This is a genomic window from Enterobacter cloacae complex sp.6700776 (assembly GCF_048284255.1).
Lineage (GTDB): Bacteria > Pseudomonadota > Gammaproteobacteria > Enterobacterales > Enterobacteriaceae > Enterobacter > Enterobacter intestinihominis.
This window is the reverse complement of record NZ_JBLVYK010000001.1, coordinates 222603-239805: the sequence shown is the minus strand read 5'-3', so window position 1 is coordinate 239805 and position 17203 is coordinate 222603. Positions and strand designations below refer to the sequence as shown.

At 56.5% G+C, this 17203-nt stretch carries 17 protein-coding genes; 8 read left to right on the top strand and 9 right to left on the bottom strand.

All coding sequences use genetic code 11. The features are described from left to right. Window positions 1-20: 20 nt before the first annotated feature. A complete protein-coding gene (locus tag ACNQ0T_RS01345; RefSeq protein WP_063151968.1) occupies window positions 21-680 on the bottom strand; it encodes a fumarylacetoacetate hydrolase family protein in 660 nt (219 codons plus the stop codon). A 47-nt stretch (window positions 681-727) separates the two neighbouring features. Continuing rightward, window positions 728-1003 carry a YcgL domain-containing protein gene (locus tag ACNQ0T_RS01340; protein ID WP_006810982.1) on the bottom strand — a complete coding sequence of 92 codons (276 nt, stop codon included), beginning with the start codon at window positions 1001-1003 and terminating at the stop codon, window positions 728-730. Window positions 1004-1126: 123 nt separating this feature from the next. Here ACNQ0T_RS01340 and minC point away from each other — a divergent pair, with 123 nt between their 5' ends. Genes minC through minE form a run of 3 tightly spaced genes read left to right on the top strand, consistent with a single transcriptional unit; the run spans window position 1127 to window position 2939 of the window. Further along, entirely contained in the window at window positions 1127-1834 is a 708-nt protein-coding gene (gene minC, locus ACNQ0T_RS01335) for a septum site-determining protein MinC (protein ID WP_022648434.1), read from the top strand. Between the two features lie 22 nt (window positions 1835-1856). After that, on the top strand, window positions 1857-2669 hold the full coding sequence (gene minD, locus ACNQ0T_RS01330) for a septum site-determining protein MinD (protein ID WP_003859938.1): 813 nt from the start codon (window positions 1857-1859) through the stop codon (window positions 2667-2669). A gap of 3 nt (window positions 2670-2672) precedes the next feature. Further along, window positions 2673-2939 (top strand): cell division topological specificity factor MinE, encoded by a 267-nt coding sequence (gene minE / locus ACNQ0T_RS01325; protein ID WP_003859937.1) that lies wholly within the window; start codon window positions 2673-2675, stop codon window positions 2937-2939. 86 nt (window positions 2940-3025) lie between these two features. On the opposite strand, the gene rnd is transcribed toward minE, so the two are convergent. The 5 genes from rnd to ACNQ0T_RS01300 form a co-directional block, all read right to left on the bottom strand. Further along, on the bottom strand, window positions 3026-4141 hold the full coding sequence (gene rnd / locus ACNQ0T_RS01320) for a ribonuclease D (RefSeq protein ID WP_199159946.1): 1116 nt from the start codon (window positions 4139-4141) through the stop codon (window positions 3026-3028). An 83-nt stretch (window positions 4142-4224) separates the two neighbouring features. Further along, the gene (gene fadD / locus ACNQ0T_RS01315) at window positions 4225-5910 is read right to left on the bottom strand and encodes a long-chain-fatty-acid--CoA ligase FadD (RefSeq protein WP_072201026.1); all 1686 of its coding nucleotides are present in this window, start codon (window positions 5908-5910) and stop codon (window positions 4225-4227) included. Between the two features lie 203 nt (window positions 5911-6113). Then, entirely contained in the window at window positions 6114-6695 is a 582-nt protein-coding gene (locus ACNQ0T_RS01310) for a Slp family lipoprotein (protein ID WP_023300347.1), read from the bottom strand. Between the two features lie 37 nt (window positions 6696-6732). After that, entirely contained in the window at window positions 6733-7428 is a 696-nt protein-coding gene (gene tsaB, locus ACNQ0T_RS01305) for a tRNA (adenosine(37)-N6)-threonylcarbamoyltransferase complex dimerization subunit type 1 TsaB (protein ID WP_337257938.1), read from the bottom strand. Window positions 7429-7494: 66 nt separating this feature from the next. Beyond that, entirely contained in the window at window positions 7495-9405 is a 1911-nt protein-coding gene (locus ACNQ0T_RS01300) for an ATP-dependent DNA helicase (protein ID WP_023303884.1), read from the bottom strand. Between the two features lie 133 nt (window positions 9406-9538). Between ACNQ0T_RS01300 and ACNQ0T_RS01295 the strand changes: the two genes are divergently transcribed. Then, window positions 9539-9883, top strand: coding sequence for a RidA family protein (locus tag ACNQ0T_RS01295; RefSeq protein ID WP_022648440.1), 345 nt, complete (start codon window positions 9539-9541; stop codon window positions 9881-9883). Between the two features lie 6 nt (window positions 9884-9889). On the opposite strand, the gene ACNQ0T_RS01290 is transcribed toward ACNQ0T_RS01295, so the two are convergent. After that, on the bottom strand, window positions 9890-10069 hold the full coding sequence (locus tag ACNQ0T_RS01290) for a YoaH family protein (protein WP_022648441.1): 180 nt from the start codon (window positions 10067-10069) through the stop codon (window positions 9890-9892). A gap of 61 nt (window positions 10070-10130) precedes the next feature. On the opposite strand from ACNQ0T_RS01290, the gene pabB reads away from it, so the two are divergent. The 4 genes from pabB to ACNQ0T_RS01270 all read left to right on the top strand — a co-directional run bounded on the left by pabB (window position 10131) and on the right by ACNQ0T_RS01270 (window position 15318). Next, complete coding sequence (gene pabB / locus ACNQ0T_RS01285) at window positions 10131-11465, top strand: aminodeoxychorismate synthase component 1 (protein ID WP_063841111.1); 1335 nt, start codon at window positions 10131-10133, stop codon at window positions 11463-11465. Beyond that, window positions 11462-12040 carry a CoA pyrophosphatase gene (locus ACNQ0T_RS01280; RefSeq protein WP_022648443.1) on the top strand — a complete coding sequence of 193 codons (579 nt, stop codon included), beginning with the start codon at window positions 11462-11464 and terminating at the stop codon, window positions 12038-12040. Before pabB ends, ACNQ0T_RS01280 begins: the two co-directional genes overlap by 4 nt. 184 nt (window positions 12041-12224) lie before the next feature. Further along, window positions 12225-13589, top strand: coding sequence for an L-serine ammonia-lyase (gene sdaA, locus ACNQ0T_RS01275; RefSeq protein WP_022648444.1), 1365 nt, complete (start codon window positions 12225-12227; stop codon window positions 13587-13589). 130 nt (window positions 13590-13719) lie between these two features. Beyond that, entirely contained in the window at window positions 13720-15318 is a 1599-nt protein-coding gene (locus tag ACNQ0T_RS01270; RefSeq protein ID WP_023300353.1) for an EAL domain-containing protein, read from the top strand. Between the two features lie 6 nt (window positions 15319-15324). On the opposite strand, the gene yoaE is transcribed toward ACNQ0T_RS01270, so the two are convergent. Next, on the bottom strand, window positions 15325-16884 hold the full coding sequence (gene yoaE / locus ACNQ0T_RS01265) for a CNNM family cation transport protein YoaE (RefSeq protein WP_023300354.1): 1560 nt from the start codon (window positions 16882-16884) through the stop codon (window positions 15325-15327). Window positions 16885-17203: the final 319 nt, after the last annotated feature.

Sequence of the window (17203 nt, the reverse complement as noted above, 5' to 3'; positions counted from 1 at the left end):
TTTCAGGCGGCAAGGTGCTTTTACAGCACGCGGGTTTTCAGCGACAGGCCGTTAAAACTGACGTCCAGCTCGTCGCCACTGTGCAGCGGCCCCACACCTTCCGGAGTGCCGGTAAGGATCACGTCGCCGGGTTTCAGGGTGAAGAAGCGGCTCATGTAGGCAATCAGCGGAACGATCTTATGGATCATGTCAGCGGTCGTCCCCTGCTGGCGGATCTCGCCGTTGACCTTCAGGCTGAGGGGCGTATTCTGCGGATCGTCGGTAAATTCACTCACCGGAACGAAACCGGAAATCGGGCATGAATTGTCAAAGCCCTTGGCTTTTTCCCACGGCTGCCCCGCTTTCTTCATTTTGCTCTGGACGTCGCGCAGGGTCAGGTCGAGCGCGAAACCGTAACCCGCAATCGCTTTCTCTACATGCTCTTCGGTCGCCTGGCGCAGCGTCGCGCCGATCAGCACCGCCAGCTCCACTTCATGATGCACCGAGCCCAGCCCCTGCGGCAGAACCAGCGGCTGGCGAATATCGCACAGTGCAGTTTCTGGCTTAATAAACAGAACAGGCTCATCCGGCACGGCGCTGCCCATCTCCTGAATATGTTTTGCATAGTTGCTGCCCACGCAGATCACTTTGCTGACGGGATAATCCAGTAAAGCACCTTGCCAGTTATGATGTTGATACATGGTCGACCCCTAATCGGTTGATGAGTTGTTCCCGGAATGACCCGGGCTTATTTCTTTCCGCTCACCTCAAGATGCTGTTTTAATAAATTCTCCGGTGGCGGCGGAAGCTGTAAATAATAGCCCTGCTCGGTTAACGCCTTTTTGACTTTCTCCAGATCGGCGTTCACCAGCTTCTTACGGCCGTCCAGCGGCAGCAGCATCGCCAGTTGCGGTCGGCCAAAGCTTTTCATTAATTCCTCAGGCACGCGGGAAAAATCGTCTTTCTTTTCGACATAAAGGTAGGTCTGGTCGCGGCTGGTACTTCTGTAGATCACACAAAACATGTTTTTACTCTGAATTAATGGGTGGTTGCTTGCCTCAATATACTCCTGACTATAACATGCCTGATACTCTTCGGAATATCGCGGCGATGTGTTGCGGTTAATAGCAAATTGAGTAAGGCCAGGATGTCAAATACGCCCATCGAGCTTAAAGGCAGTAGCTTCACCTTATCAGTGGTTCATTTGCATGATGCAAAACCCGAGGTTATTCGTCAGGCGTTAGAAGACAAAATCGCGCAGGCTCCCGCTTTTCTTAAGCATGCTCCTGTTGTCGTCAATGTAAGCGACCTTGAGGGGCCGGTTAACTGGAAGCGACTCCAGCAGGCCGTCGTCTCCACGGGGTTGCGCATCGTGGGTATAAGCGGCTGTAAAGACGCAGAGTTAAAAGCCGAAATTGAACGCGCGGGTTTGCCCTTGTTAAACGAGGGTAAAGAAAAATCCCCGCGCGCAACGCCTGCAACCGTTCCCGCTCCCCCGCCTTCGGCGCAAAATGTAGCCCCAGTCACAAAAACGCGATTGATTGATCTGCCGGTTCGTTCCGGTCAGCGCATTTATGCGCCAAACTGTGATCTGATTGTTACAAGCCACGTCAGTGCGGGCGCAGAACTGATTGCAGACGGCAATATTCACGTTTACGGTATGATGCGTGGGCGTGCGCTTGCGGGCGCCAGCGGCGATCGAGAAGCACAAATTTTTTGTACTCACCTGACGGCAGAACTGGTGTCTATCGCAGGTGAATATTGGCTGAGCGATAAAATCCCAGCCGAATTTTATGGCAAAGCGGCTCGTCTGCAGCTGGCAGATAACGCTTTGACCGTTCAACCGTTAAATTGATCCCTTTTAACAAGGAATTTCTATGGCACGCATTATTGTTGTGACTTCGGGTAAAGGAGGCGTTGGCAAGACCACCTCCAGCGCGGCCATCGCTACTGGTTTGGCCCAGAAGGGAAAGAAAACCGTCGTAATCGACTTCGATATCGGTCTGCGTAACCTGGACCTGATCATGGGTTGCGAGCGTCGCGTGGTGTATGACTTCGTGAACGTCATTCAGGGCGATGCCACGCTTAACCAGGCGCTAATTAAAGATAAGCGTACCGAGAACCTCTACATTCTCCCGGCGTCCCAGACCCGTGATAAAGACGCGCTGACCCGTGAAGGCGTGGAAAAGGTGCTCGACGATCTGAAAAAGATGGAGTTCGACTTCGTGGTCTGCGACTCCCCGGCCGGTATCGAAACAGGGGCTTTGATGGCGCTCTACTTCGCGGATGAAGCTATCATCACTACTAACCCGGAAGTCTCGTCAGTACGTGACTCCGACCGTATTCTCGGCATTCTGGCCTCGAAATCTCGTCGCGCGGAAAATGGCCAGGAGCCGATCAAAGAGCACCTTCTGCTGACCCGCTACAACCCGGGTCGGGTGAACAAAGGTGACATGCTGAGCATGGAAGACGTGCTGGAGATCCTGCGCATCAAACTGGTTGGCGTGATCCCGGAAGATCAGTCCGTATTGCGCGCCTCTAACCAGGGCGAGCCCGTGATCCTGGATACACAGGCAGACGCGGGTAAAGCGTATGCGGATACCGTTGACCGTCTGCTGGGAGAAGAACGTCCTTTCCGCTTCATTGAAGAAGAGAAGAAAGGTTTCCTCAAACGCCTGTTCGGAGGATAAGTTATGGCATTACTGGACTTTTTTCTCTCGCGGAAAAAAAGCACCGCCAACATCGCAAAAGAACGTCTGCAAATCATTGTGGCGGAACGTCGTCGTAGCGACGCCGAACCGCACTACCTGCCGCAGCTGCGCAAAGACATTCTGGAAGTGATCTGCAAATACGTGCAGATTGACCCGGAAATGGTCACCGTTCAGCTGGAGCAAAAAGACGGGGATATTTCGATTCTGGAGCTGAACGTGACGCTTCCGGAAGCGGAAGAGTCGCGTTAATCCGTTTGTGGTTTTGTAGGCCGGGCAAGCATCGTACCGCCCGGCAATTTCCCCGGTGGCGCGGCGCTTACCGGGGCTACAATTCTTTAGCGCGGATACCCTTCCAGCAGGGTGTTCAGGCGTTCAGCCATCAGTTCCCCCCGCCATCCGGCGACCAGTTCAGGTAAACCATTTTGCGGTTTCAACTTCCAGTGCCAGTTCAGCAGCTGGTTAATCTGACGACGTGAAGCCAGCAGTTCGGCGCTCAGTTTGCTTTCCCCCGCCACCGTCTGCACCAGCGCTTTGATATCTTTGAACGCCTTGCGGTAGCCCGGTATATCCATCAGGTTAAGCAGTGGTTCTGGCAGTGCGTCCTCCGGCAGCTGCTGAGCTTTCTCTACCAGCGCGAGCAGCGTTTTACCGTGGAAACGGATCTCACTCCCGGAAAGGCCAATGCTGTCCAGTTCGCCAAGGCTACCCGGCATATAGCGCGCTACCGCCCACAGGTGTTCTTCACGCACCACGAAGTTTACCGCCAGATCGCGCTCACGCGCTTTACGCAGCCGCCAGTCAGCCAGCAGTTGCAGACAGGCCAGTTGACGGGTGCGCAGCTGCCAGGCGTTAGTGATGTCACGCCAGGCCTCTTTCGGATCAACCACTTCCTGACGACGCTGCTGCGTCATGCGGCACTCGTCCAGGGCGGCAGACAGCCAACCGGACGCCTCAGCCTCTTTCATAAGCTGGCCAGCAATCGGCAGCAGGTAGAATACATCTGCTGCGGCGTATTCAAGCTGACGCGCCGTCAGCGGGCGCGCGAGCCAGTCGGTACGCGATTCGCTCTTATCCAGCGTCAGACCGGTGTACTCTTCCACCATCGCCGCGAAGCCCCAGGAGAGCGGACGACCGCTGAACGCCGCGAGGATCTGGGTATCAATCAGCGGCTGCGGCATGATGCCAAAGGTATTGAGAAAGACTTCCAGATCTTCACTGCCGGCGTGCAGATATTTGGTCACGGCGGTATCAAGCAACAGCTCGCGCATCGGCGCCCAGTCGGTAATGCCGAGGGGGTCAATCAACGACACGTGTTTGCCGTCATACATCTGGATCAGGCCCAGCTGCGGGTAGTACGTGCGGGTACGGACAAATTCCGTATCCAGGGCGATAGCGGGGAAATCACGCGTCACCTCGCACAGCGAAGCCAGCTCGTCGTTGGTAGTGATCATCTGGTAATTCAAATCGGACTCTCTTTTGTTTGCGCCCATAAAAAACGCCGGCTTAACCGGCGTCTGGGCGATTAACGTGAAGCTCAGGCCTTATTGTCCACTTTGGCACGGGCTTCGTCACGTAATTCTCGTCGTAATATCTTCCCGACGTTGGATTTCGGCAGCTCATCGCGGAATTCCACCAGCTTCGGCACTTTATAGCCCGTCAGCTGCCGGCGACAAAACGTTATCAGCGCTTCCTCGGTAAGAGAAGGATCTTTCTTGACCACAAATATCTTCACCGCTTCACCACTGCTGCCGGAAGGAACCCCCACCGCTGCCACTTCCAGCACGCCGCTGTGCTGCATCACCACGTCTTCGATTTCATTCGGATAGACGTTGAAACCGGAAACGAGGATCATGTCTTTCTTGCGATCGACGATACGCAGAAAACCTTCGTCATCCATCACCGCGATGTCGCCGGTGTACAGCCAGCCGTCTTTGATGATCTCATCCGTGGCATCTGGGCGCTGCCAGTAGCCCAGCATCACCTGCGGCCCTCTGACACACAGCTCGCCCGGTTCGCCGTGAGGCACTTCGTTACCCTCATCGTCCACCAGTTTAGCTTCCGTCGACGGGACCGGCAGACCGATACTGCCGCTGTGGTAGTCGATGTCATGCGGGTTGACGCTGACCAGCGGGGCGCACTCCGTCAGACCATAGCCTTCCAGCAGATACTGTCCGGTGAGTTTTACCCAGCGCTCGGCAACCGCCTGCTGAACCGGCATCCCGCCGCCCGCAGAAAGATGCAGCGTGGAGAAATCGAGCTGCTGGAACTCTTTATTGTTAAGCAGCGCGTTAAACAGGGTGTTCACGCCGGTCATGGCGGTAAACGGGTATTTCGCCAGCTCTTTAACCAGCCCAGGAATGTCGCGCGGGTTGGTGATCAATACGTTTTGACCGCCAAGCTCGATAAACAGCAGGCAGTTCATGGTCAGCGCAAAAATGTGATACAGCGGAAGCGCGGTGATCACCAGCTCCTTGCCCGGGTGCAGTAGCGGCCCGTAGGTGGCGTTCACCTGTTCAAGGTTCGCCAGCATGTTACGATGGGTCAGCATCGCCCCTTTAGCCACGCCGGTGGTACCGCCGGTGTATTGCAGGAACGCCAGATCTTCTGACACGATCTCCGGCTTAACGTACTGCATCCGATAGCCCGCATGCAGCGCGCGGCGGAAAGAGATGGCATCCGGCAGGTGGTATTTCGGCACCAGCCGCTTAACGTATTTCACGACAAAGTTGACCAGCGTACCTTTCGCGGTAGAGAGCTGGTCGCCCATGCGCGTCAGGATGACGTGCTTAACCTGAGTTCTTTCAACGACTTTTTCCAGCGTGTGGGCAAAGTTGGAGACAATCACAATCGCCGCCGCACCGCTGTCATTCAACTGATGTTCCAGCTCGCGCGGGGTATAGAGCGGGTTAACGTTAACCACGATCATCCCCGCCCTGAGGATCCCGAACAGCGCCACCGGGTATTGCAGCAGGTTTGGCATCATCAGCGCGACGCGATCCCCTTTCTGCAAGCCCAACCCTTCCTGTAAATAGGCCGCAAACGCCCGGCTGCGCTCTTCCAGCTTACGGAAAGTCATCACTTCGCCCATATTCACAAATGCGGGCTGGTCAGCGTAGCGCCGTACCGAGTGTTCAAATAATTCAATCAGGGATTGATAACGGTCAGGATTGATCTCCGCAGGGACATCCGCGGGATAACGGTTAAGCCAAACCTTTTTCAATGCATCACCTCTGAAATGAGTGTTCGTCGTCATCACAGCCCCGATAATAAACAGTTTGTTAACATTATATTAACTCAGCGTACCAGTTTATTAATTGTTCAGATTGCAGGTTGCGAAGCGCGTCACTCTTTTTTTTCGTTTTATCCGTAAAAAAACAGAGACAGCGGCTGAGCCGCTGTCTCTTTCCTAACAATAACAGTAACTTACTCAGTTACAATTGTTTGAACCTGTGCAGGGCCTGGATTGTACCAACCCCAGCCACCGTAGCCGTAACGATACGGATGCGGACCCCACATCCACGGATCGATTGGCTGTGGCGGCATCACCACCTGCTGGGCGATACGCCAGCGTTTATAGCCGTTCACCTGCATGGTCATAAATTTGTATGGCGTATTGCCGATTTTCCCCGCCACCGAACCGGTAATCGGCCCGACGACGGTCACCAGCTGCCCGCGGAAATCTACCGGATCGAGGAAGCCGCTGACGTCAGCGTAGATCCGCCCGCGCGAGGCTTCACCCAGAACAGGCCGTGCGCCGCTGTCCAGTGGAACGGTGGCAATCTCCAGCCGGGTTTTCCCCTGCTGGTTTAGCACTTCAACCACCTTGCCGCCAAAGCGCGCTTCCTGCCCGACATACAGCTCCGGAGCATTCATCACGCGTACCAGATCCTGCTGTGGCGTCGGGCTGGTGCCCTTGATCGCATCAGGAACGGTGACGCACCCGCTCAGTGCTATGGCAACCGCGCCTGCCATAAAAAAGCGTACAACTTTAGTCTGAACCGCCATGATGCGACTCCTTTTTCTCAGTTCCTGTTACTGAGATTCACTCGCGGCCAGGAAGTTTCTTCCATGCGACGGTGTTTCGTAAATAAACCGGCTCGGCGTGTTCAACGGCCACGGTTTTTCCTGCGGCAAGCTGCTGACAGGCAACAGGCAACATATCTTCGGCGGCAGGCAGGAGCATGTTACCATCCACCAGCGTAAGGTCGGTGTCCTTCGCCATCTCAGGCCATGCCGGCCAGCCGGTTCCGACCGTCGCCCACTCACCGGTGAGCTGTTTCAGGCGCTCGGTGACGGCTTCAGGTTTAAGCACGGCTTCCGACTCTTCGCCGTGCCAGACGCCGTTTTCGTCACGGGTGTACTCCGCCCAGTAGACTTCACCCATGCGGGCATCAATCGCGGCCAGCACGCGGCTGGCGCCGGTCATGCGCCAGGCACCCTGAGCCATGGTCGCAAGCGTTGAGACGCCGATCATCGGCAGGTCAGCGCCCAGCGCCAGCCCCTGAGCAATGCCAATCCCGATACGTACGCCCGTAAAGCTGCCCGGGCCACGGCCGTAGGCCAGCGCGTCGAGGTCAGTCAGGGCGGTGTTGCCCTCGGTTAAAATGGTTTTTACCAGGGGCAGAATACGTTGGGTGTGTTCCCGTGGGCACTCTTCGAAATGAGCAAAAGTCGTACCGTCGTTCCACAGGGCAACGGAACAGGCCTCTGTCGCGGTATCAATAGCCAGAATTCGCATCAGTCGTCGCGCTCTCGCAATGGTCAGTCACAAAATGGCGCGCATCTTAACACACTCCGGGAAGAATTACTCCGCCGTCGGGTTCGCCAGGAAGCGGACCGCGCGTTTAATATCCCGTGTGCGCGGCGCAGGCGGCAGGCTGGCGAGGAAGGTGGCGCCGTAGGGACGCATCACCAGGCGATTGTCGCAGATCACCAGCACTCCGCGGTCGGTGACGTCGCGTATCAGTCGCCCTACCCCCTGTTTAAGCGTGATAACCGCGTCCGGCAACTGGACGTCGTCGAACGGATCGCCCCCGCGCAGACGGCAGTCCTCCATGCGTGCTTTCAGGAGCGGATCGTCCGGCGATGTGAATGGCAGCTTATCGATAATCACCAGCGAGAGCGTATCGCCGCGCACGTCCACCCCTTCCCAGAAGCTGCTGGTCGCCACCAGCAGGGCATTACCGGCGCTGACAAACTGCTGGAGCAGCTGGCCTTTGCTGGTTTCCCCCTGCAACAGCACCGGCAACGTCATGGTCGCGCGGAACTGCTCGGCCAGATCGCGCATCATGGCGTGAGAGGTGCAGAGCATAAAGCAGCGTCCGTTGTTGGCCTCAATCATCGGCTTTAGCATGGCCGCCAGATGGCGCGCCGCCCCTGGCTGGTTAGGCAGCGGCAGATTGCGTGGCACGCACAGCAGCGCCTGTTTCTCATAGTCGAACGGGCTTGGGAGGAGTAAGGATTCAGCCTGCTCAATGCCGAGACGCTCGGTAAAGTGGTGCAGATCGTCGTTGACCGACAGCGTGGCCGAGGTAAAGACCCAGGTGCCGGGCTTTTGCGCCATCACCTCTTTGAATTTATCGGCAACGGTCAGCGGCGTGAGCGCCAGGGTAAAGTGGCGCGAGGTACATTCATACCAGTAGCTGTAGCCCGGCTGGTTGATCTCTTTCAGCCGCTTCAGCCGCCCACGGTAGAGCGTGGCCCGCTCGAAGGCGGCGTCCAGCAGCGCTGAACGTCCGAGGGATAGCTTCGCCACGTCGTAACAGAGTTCAAGGGCATCATCGAGCAGCAGCAGCGCGCGCTGGATATTTTTGTCCGCGAGCAGTTCGCGCAGGTTGCCGCGATAGCCCGGCTCGCCAAGCTGTAAGCGGAAATCCTGTGCGCATTGCGCCAGGCGGTCCGCGCACTTCTGCAACTGCTGGGTATCTTTGAGCTCGGTGCGATAGGCAATGGTAATATCTTTCGCCAGATCCTGAAGCTGACGGCTGGAGAGCGACTGGCCAAAATACTGGCTGGCGATGTCCGGTAGCTGATGGGCTTCATCGAAGATCATCACCTCCGCCTCCGGGATCAGCTCGCCGAAACCACTGTCCTTGACCACCATATCCGCAAGAAACAGGTGATGGTTCACCACCACCACGTCGGCGTCCATCGCCGTTTTACGCGCTTTCACCACAAAGCAGTCTTTATACAGCGGGCAGTCGCTGCCGAGGCAGTTGTCGTTGGTGCTGGTCACCAGCGGCCAGGCCGGGGAGTCTTCCGGCACGCTCGCACAGGTGCTGATGTCCCCCTCCTCCGTCTGGTTGGCCCAGGCGCGCAGGACGATCACATCGCTGAGTGTTTGTACCGGCAGGTCACCGCCCGCCAGCGCCTGCTGTTCGAGACGCTCCAGACACAGATAGTTAGAACGCCCTTTCAGCAAGGCCAGACGCCCTTTGTATTTCAGCGCTTTCGCCACCGTGGGTAAATCGCGGCTGTAGAGCTGATCCTGGAGCGCTTTTGATCCCGTAGAGATGATCACTTTTTTTTTCGCCCGCAGCGCAGGAGCGAGGTAAGCGTAGGTTTTCCCCGTACCGGTGCCGGCCTCCACAACCAGCGGCTGCGCCTTGTCGATGGCATGCGCGACGGCATGCGCCATCTGACGTTGGGGTTCGCGCGGTTTAAAACCGGGAATTGCCTGTGCTAACTGACCTTCAGGGGAAAAATCGTCTGCCACGGTGTTCTCTCACTGTATTTTTGCACAGGGATTATGTCAGCCCCTTCTCTCCGGTGCCACCCCAAATAGTGACGACGGCGGAACAATATGGCAGTCTTGCCGCCTGACGATGAAAGATAACGAGGATACGTTTATGACAATTACGCGCATTGATGCCGAAGCCCGTTGGTCTGACGTGGTGATCCACAACCAGACGCTGTACTACACCGGTGTCCCTGCCAATCTGGACGCCGACGCCTTCGAGCAAACCGCTAACACCCTGGCGCAGATCGACGCCGTACTGGAAAAACAGGGCAGCGATAAATCCCGCATTCTGGACGCGACGATTTTCCTGGCGAATAAAGACGACTTCGCGGAGATGAATAAAGCCTGGGATGCGTGGGTAGTGGCGGGTCACGCGCCTGTACGCTGCACCGTACAGGCCACGCTGATGAAACCGGAGTATAAGGTGGAGATTAAGATTATCGCGGCAGTTTAAGCCCGGTTATTCATCTTCATCTTCAAATCGCGCCACTATCCGCTCGCCGGTATGACTGGCGCGAATTTCCTGAGCGACGACGGTGATCGCTTCTCCGCTGCTCATACCCTGGCCCATCAGTTCCTGAATCCGCTCTACCGCTTTCTGCTGTTGGTCATGACTGAGAGAAGGTAAACCTGCAAACATCGTTAACTCCTGCTAAATTATTCGCGCTAATTATTTCACGCTACCCGGTAGTATGCCATACATGAACATGCGCTTCCCCACTGTTATGACCTTACCCTGGCGTGCAGACGCCGCCGAGTTCTGGTTTGCCCGTCTGAGCCACCTTCCTTTTGCCATGCTGCTGCACTCCGGGCATGCGGATCACCCCTACAGCCGCTTTGATATTCTGGTGGCCGACCCGGTTAAAACGCTGACGACCGATGCGCTGTCACCCACGGACGATCCGCTGATGCGGCTTCAGAACGAGATCCATGCTCTGGGCTTATCTGCCACACCGGATCCGGATCTGCCTTTCCAGGGGGGCGCGCTGGGCCTGTTTGGTTACGATCTGGGTCGCCGTTTCGAAAAGCTGCCCGAGCATGCGCAGGCGGATATTTCCCTGCCGGATATGGCGGTGGGGCTGTATGACTGGGCGCTAATCGTGGATCACCGTAAGCAGACGGTTTCCCTGCTTAGCCACCGAGACGTGCAGGCGCGTCTGGCCTGGCTTGAGGCGCAACAGCCCGCCACAGCGGAACACTTTATGCTGACCTCTGGCTGGCACTCGAACATGAGCGCGGCGGAATATGCGGAAAAATTCTCTCGCGTGCAGGCGTATCTTCACAGCGGCGACTGTTATCAGGTCAACCTTGCCCAGCGTTTCCAGGCGGCGTACCGGGGAGACGAATGGCAGGCATTTACCCGCCTCAATGCCAGCAATAAGGCCCCGTTTAGCGCATTTTTACGCCTTGAACACGGCGCCATCCTCAGCCTTTCGCCTGAGCGTTTTATTCATCTGGCTGACGGTATTATTCAGACCCGCCCGATCAAGGGCACCCTGCCGCGCCTTGCCGATGCTAACGCCGACCGCCAGCAGGCGGAGACGCTGGCGGCCTCGCCGAAAGATCGCGCTGAAAACCTGATGATTGTCGATCTGATGCGCAATGATATTGGCCGCGTCGCCGAGCCGGGCAGCGTGCGCGTGCCGGAGCTGTTCGTTGTGGAGCCTTTCCCGGCGGTACATCATCTGGTCAGTACTATCACTGCACGCCTGCCGGCCTCGCGGACCGCCTGCGATCTGCTCCGCGCCGCGTTTCCGGGCGGCTCCATCACCGGCGCGCCGAAGGTCCGCGCGATGGAGATTATCGACGAACTGGAACCGCATCGCCGCAACGCCTGGTGCGGCAGCATCGGCTATGTGAGCCTGTGCGGGACCATGGATACCAGCATCACTATTCGCACCCTGACGGCCTGCGGCGGTAACCTGTACTGTTCCGCAGGCGGCGGCATTGTGGCCGACAGCCAGGCCGGAGCGGAATATCAGGAAACCTTTGATAAAGTGAATCGTATCCTGAAACAACTGGAGAACTCACGGTGAAGAAAGACAACCTGACGCTGGATGATTTTCTGTCGCGTTTTCAGCTTCTGCGGCCCCAGGTTAACCGCGCCGCGCTGAATCAACGTCAGGCGGCAGTACTGATCCCGGTCGTGCGTCGTGAACAGCCGGGTCTGTTGCTTACCCAGCGCTCACCGCATATGCGAAAACACGCCGGTCAGGTTGCGTTTCCGGGCGGCGCGGTGGACAGCACCGATGCTTCCCTGATTGCCGCCGCGCTGCGCGAAGCCCATGAGGAGGTGGCGATCCCCCCGGAGGCGGTCGAGGTAATTGGCGTGCTGCCCCCAGTGGACAGCGTAACCGGTTTTCAGGTCACGCCGGTCGTCGGCATTATTCCGCCCGATCTTCAGTATCACGCCAGCGTCGATGAAGTTTCAGCGGTGTTCGAAATGCCGCTTGAAGAGGCCCTTCGTCTGGGCCGCTATCATCCTCTGGATATTCACCGCCGCGGGCACGATCATCGGGTCTGGCTGTCGTGGTATCAGCATTATTTTGTCTGGGGCATGACGGCAGGCATCATTCGTGAGCTTGCGCTACAAATCGGCCTGAAGCCTTGACTATACTTTACATTCCACCCTTTTCTGGCAGGTTTGCGATCGGCGTCGCGCTATTAGCTAAACCATCGTTAACCATTAGTTTAATTCATGTGAATAGTTAAGCCGAGGTTAGTGTTCCCTCTTACACTATGCGCAGTTATAACATCGTTACTGGAACCCCAGTAACCCTGTCAGGAGTGTGAAAGTGATTAGTATATTCGACATGTTCAAAGTGGGGATTGGTCCATCTTCTTCCCACACTGTAGGGCCGATGAAGGCCGGTAAACAGTTCGTCGATGATCTGGTCGAAAAAGGATTACTGGAAAGCGTTACCCGTGTCGCCGTAGACGTTTACGGTTCACTGTCATTAACGGGTAAAGGCCACCACACCGATATCGCCATTATTATGGGTCTGGCGGGCAATATGCCGGACACAGTTGATATTGATGCCATTCCGGCATTTATCCGCGACGTGGAAACGCGCGGTCGTCTGCTGCTGGCTAACGGTCAGCACGAAGTGGACTTCCCGCAGGATGACGGGATGCGTTTTCGTAGCGACAACCTGCCGCTGCATGAAAACGGTATGACCATCCACGCCTGGAGCGGCGAAAAAGAGATCTACAGTAAAACCTACTACTCCATCGGCGGCGGCTTTATCGTTGACGAAGAACACTTTGGCAAAGAGAGCGCGGGCGATGTGAATGTGCCCTATCCGTTTAAATCTGCCACCGAGATGTTGGCCTATTGCAAAGAGACCGGTCTCTCCCTCTCCGGCATGGTGATGCAGAACGAACTGGCGCTGCACAGCAAGAAAGAGATCGAAGACTATTTTGCTAACGTGTGGCAAACCATGCGCGCCTGTATTGACCGCGGGATGAACACCGAGGGGGTTCTGCCTGGGCCACTGCGTGTGCCGCGTCGTGCCTCTGCGCTTCGCCGTATGCTGGTCACCACCGACAAATTCTCCAATGATCCGATGAATGTGGTTGACTGGGTGAACATGTTTGCGCTGGCGGTTAACGAAGAGAACGCAGCGGGTGGTCGCGTGGTGACGGCGCCAACCAACGGCGCGTGCGGCATCGTTCCGGCGGTGCTGGCCTACTACGATCACTTTATTGAGCCCGTGACACCGGAGATCTATATCCGTTATTTCCTCGCGGCAGGCGCTATCGGCGCGCTGTACAAGATGAATGCCTCCATCTCCGGTGCCGAAGTAGGCTGTCAGGGTGAAGTGGGCGTGGCCTGCTCTATGGCGGCGGCCGGTCTGGCGGAACTGCTGGGCGCAAGCCCTGAGCAGGTGTGCGTGGCGGCGGAAATCGGCATGGAGCACAACCTCGGTCTGACCTGTGACCCGGTTGCCGGCCAGGTGCAGGTACCGTGCATTGAGCGTAACGCCATCGCCTCCGTCAAAGCGATCAACGCCTCACGTATGGCGATGCGCCGTACCAGCGAACCACGCGTGTCACTGGATAAGGTTATTGAAACCATGTACGAAACCGGCAAGGACATGAACGCGAAGTACCGTGAGACTTCGCGCGGCGGTCTGGCCATTAAGGTGCAGTGCGACTAAACCTTCCTTTTCGCCCATCTGCAACAGATGGGCGAATTTTCCCACCGCCTCTCGTCGCTTCACGTTTTCCCCACTACACTGTCACTGTTGCGTCTGGCTTTTCCGGCCGGTGCTTATCAGGCGACCGTTCATGCAAACTGCACAAACGATCATTAAAGACTATCGCCGAAAACGCGTTATCGTCTGTGTTACGGTTGCGCTCGTTACGCTCGTCCTGACGCTGGGCATTCGCTTTATTTCACAGCGCAACATTAATCAGGATCGGATCCACGACTTTACTCACCACACAGTGCGTGCGCTTGATAAGGTGCTTCTTGCGTTAGAAACCCAGCGTGAAACTCTACGTTTTCTGGTTGATATGCCCTGCGCTGAAGCGAATCCGATACTGCGAAAACAGGCGGCGATCCTCCAGACCGTGCGCTCCATCGCCCTCGTCAAAGACGGAATACTGTATTGCTCGAGCGTATTTGGCAGCCGAAATATGCCCGTCAGTGACATTGAGCCGATGCTTCCGTCCAGTGAACCCAGGCTGATCTTGTTGACCGATCGGTGGCTGTTAAAGGGCAGTCCGGTACTGATTCAGTGGTCACCCCTTGCGGGCGACGGCAGTGACGGGTTGATGGAGGTAGTGAATATCGATCTCATCACCAAAATGATTCTGGAGCCACAGCGGCCACAAATCACCGACGTGGTCCTGAGAGTAGGCGATAATTTTCTCCGCGACGGGCAGCAGGTGACGAATACGCCTACCTTCGATGAACACGCCTCCCTGCTGGAACAGTCTTCACAGCACTACCCTTTCAGCGTCACGGTCAGCGGCCCGGGGGCAGGCCAAATGGCATTGAAAAATCTGCCCACCCAGCTACCGCTGGCGTTGATGCTCAGTTTACTGATGGGCTATATCGCCTGGCTTGCCACGGCGCGACGCATAAGTTTCACCTGGGAAATTAATATGGGGATTGCTGCCCGGGAGTTTGAACTCTTCTGCCAGCCGCTGGTAAACGCCCGCACCCGGGAATGCGTTGGCGTCGAGATCCTCCTGCGCTGGAACAACCCGCGTCAGGGCTGGATTTCTCCCGATGTCTTTATCCCCCTGGCTGAAGAACATAGCCTGATTGTTCCGCTTACCCGCTACGTCATCAGCGAAACGGTGCGGCAGATAGGCTTTTTCCCGGCCTCACGGGATTTCCATATTGGCATCAACGTGGCCGCCAGCCATTTTCGCCGCGCTGCGCTGATCCGGGATCTTAACCGCATCTGGTTTAAGGCGAACCCTGTTCAAAAGTTGATTGTAGAGTTAACCGAGCGCGATGCGTTGCTGGATGTGGATTACCGCATCGTGCGGGAGCTGCATCGCAAAGGGGTGAAGCTTGCGATTGATGATTTTGGTACGGGCAATAGTTCTCTTTCGTGGCTTGAAAAACTTCACCCGGACGTGCTGAAAATTGATAAATCCTTCACCACCGCGATCGGCACCGACGCCGTGAACTCAACGGTAACGGATATTATTATTGCGCTGGGCCAGCGGTTGAATATTGAACTGGTTGCAGAAGGGGTTGAAACCGAGGAGCAGTCACGCTATTTGCGCCGCCACAGCGTACATATTTTGCAGGGGTACTTGTATGCGCGGCCGATGCCGCTGCGGGAGTTTCCGAAATGGCTGGCGGAAAGTAACCCTCCGCCAGCCCGTCACAACGGACACATCGTGCCTTTATTGCCGTTACGCTAGATAGCGTTACTCTTCTTCGTCGTGTACAGAGTGCTCTTTAACAATACGAACCATATCAACGCGATAGTCGTTGGCTTCAACGATGGTAATTTGCAGCGGCGGCAGCTCAAGCACATCACCGATACGCGGGATCTGCCCGTTAACGGCAATCACCAGCCCCGCTACCGTGGCGATGTCTTCATCGTCATTGACCACGTTTTCGACGCCCAGCGTGTGCGAGAGCGCATGCAGGTCGGTGGTGCCTTTCACCAGCCAGCCGTCACCGTCGGCAACGATTTCTGGCGTTTCATCCGCATCAGGGAATTCACCGGCAATGGCTTCCAGCACGTCCAGCGGCGTTACCAGACCTTGTACCACACCAAATTCGTTGGTGACGATAACAAAGCTCCCGCGAGCACGACGCAACACGCCCAGCAGGTTAATCGGATCCAGCGTCTCCGGCACCACGATGGCAGGCGACGCGGCCGCTACGGCCTCGACGTTGACGCCCTCTTCCAGCGCCACGAGCATCTCTTTCGCGCGCACCACACCGATGATCTCATCCAGCTCGCCCCGACAGACCGGGAACAGGCTGTGCGGCGAGGAGAGCAGCTGCTGGCGAATTTCGTCGACGCTCAGGTTGGCGTCCACCCAGCTGATTTCACCGCGCGGCGTCATAATGCCGCGCAGGGAGCGGGAGGCCAGCGAAAGCACGCCGTTGATCATGTAGCGTTCTTCTTCCACAAACGCGCCTTCCGGCACCGGAACCGGGTTACGGTTCTCGTTATCCGCCTGCACGTTCACCTGACGACGCCCGCCCATCAGGCGCAGGATCGCATCGGCGGTACGCGCGCGCAGCGGCTGATTCGACTGCTGCTTAATGAAGTTACGGCGCGCAATCTGGTTAAACAGCTCGATCAGAATCGAGAAGCCAATCGCGGCGTACAGGTAGCCTTTCGGTATATGGAAACCAAAACCTTCTGCCACCAGGCTCAGACCAATCATCAACAGGAAACTCAGACACAGCACGACGACCGTCGGATGTTGGTTGACGAAACGCGTCAGCGGTTTCGACGCCAGCAGCATTACCGCCATCGCAATCACAACAGCCGCCATCATCACCGGCAGATGGTTCACCATGCCAACCGCTGTAATCACCGCATCCAGTGAGAAGACCGCATCAAGCACCACAATCTGCAGGACCACCACCCAGAAGCTGGCATACCCCTTACCGTGGCCATCATCATGCTGCCGGTTCTCCAGCCGTTCATGCAGTTCTGTTGTAGCTTTGAACAGCAGGAAAAGCCCTCCCACCAGCATGATTAAATCGCGGCCGGAGAAGGTGAAATCCATGACGGTGAACAGAGGCTTAGTCAGCGTAACCATCCACGAGATCACGGACAGCAGGCCCAGTCGCATGATCAGCGCCAGCGAGAGGCCGATCAGACGGGCTTTATCACGCTGTTTCGGCGGCAGCTTATCCGCAAGGATGGCAATAAACACCAGGTTATCAATACCGAGAACGATCTCCAGCACGACCAGCGTAAGCAAGCCTACCCAGATTGACGGGTCCATTAAGAATTCCATGACACGCTCCTGCTAAAGGAATGACAAAACGGTGCCCCGCTAATTTCGGGCATTTCAAAGGGAATGGGGGTCGATGCGTGGCGAAGGTCGCCGGTGAATAAGGCGCGGAATGGCCTGGAAGATGACTGACGTCGGTGACGGTCCATATAGTGGGCTGTAGCCCTATACTCCTGAATAATTAAACGGACGCTAAACATATCAGAGACAATGGGTTTTTAGCAAAGATTTACGTTCCTTTGCAAACTTCTGTAACACACGTGGTTTATCTTACAGAAAAATCTGTAAGGCGTAGCTAAATTACGGATCTTCATCACATAAA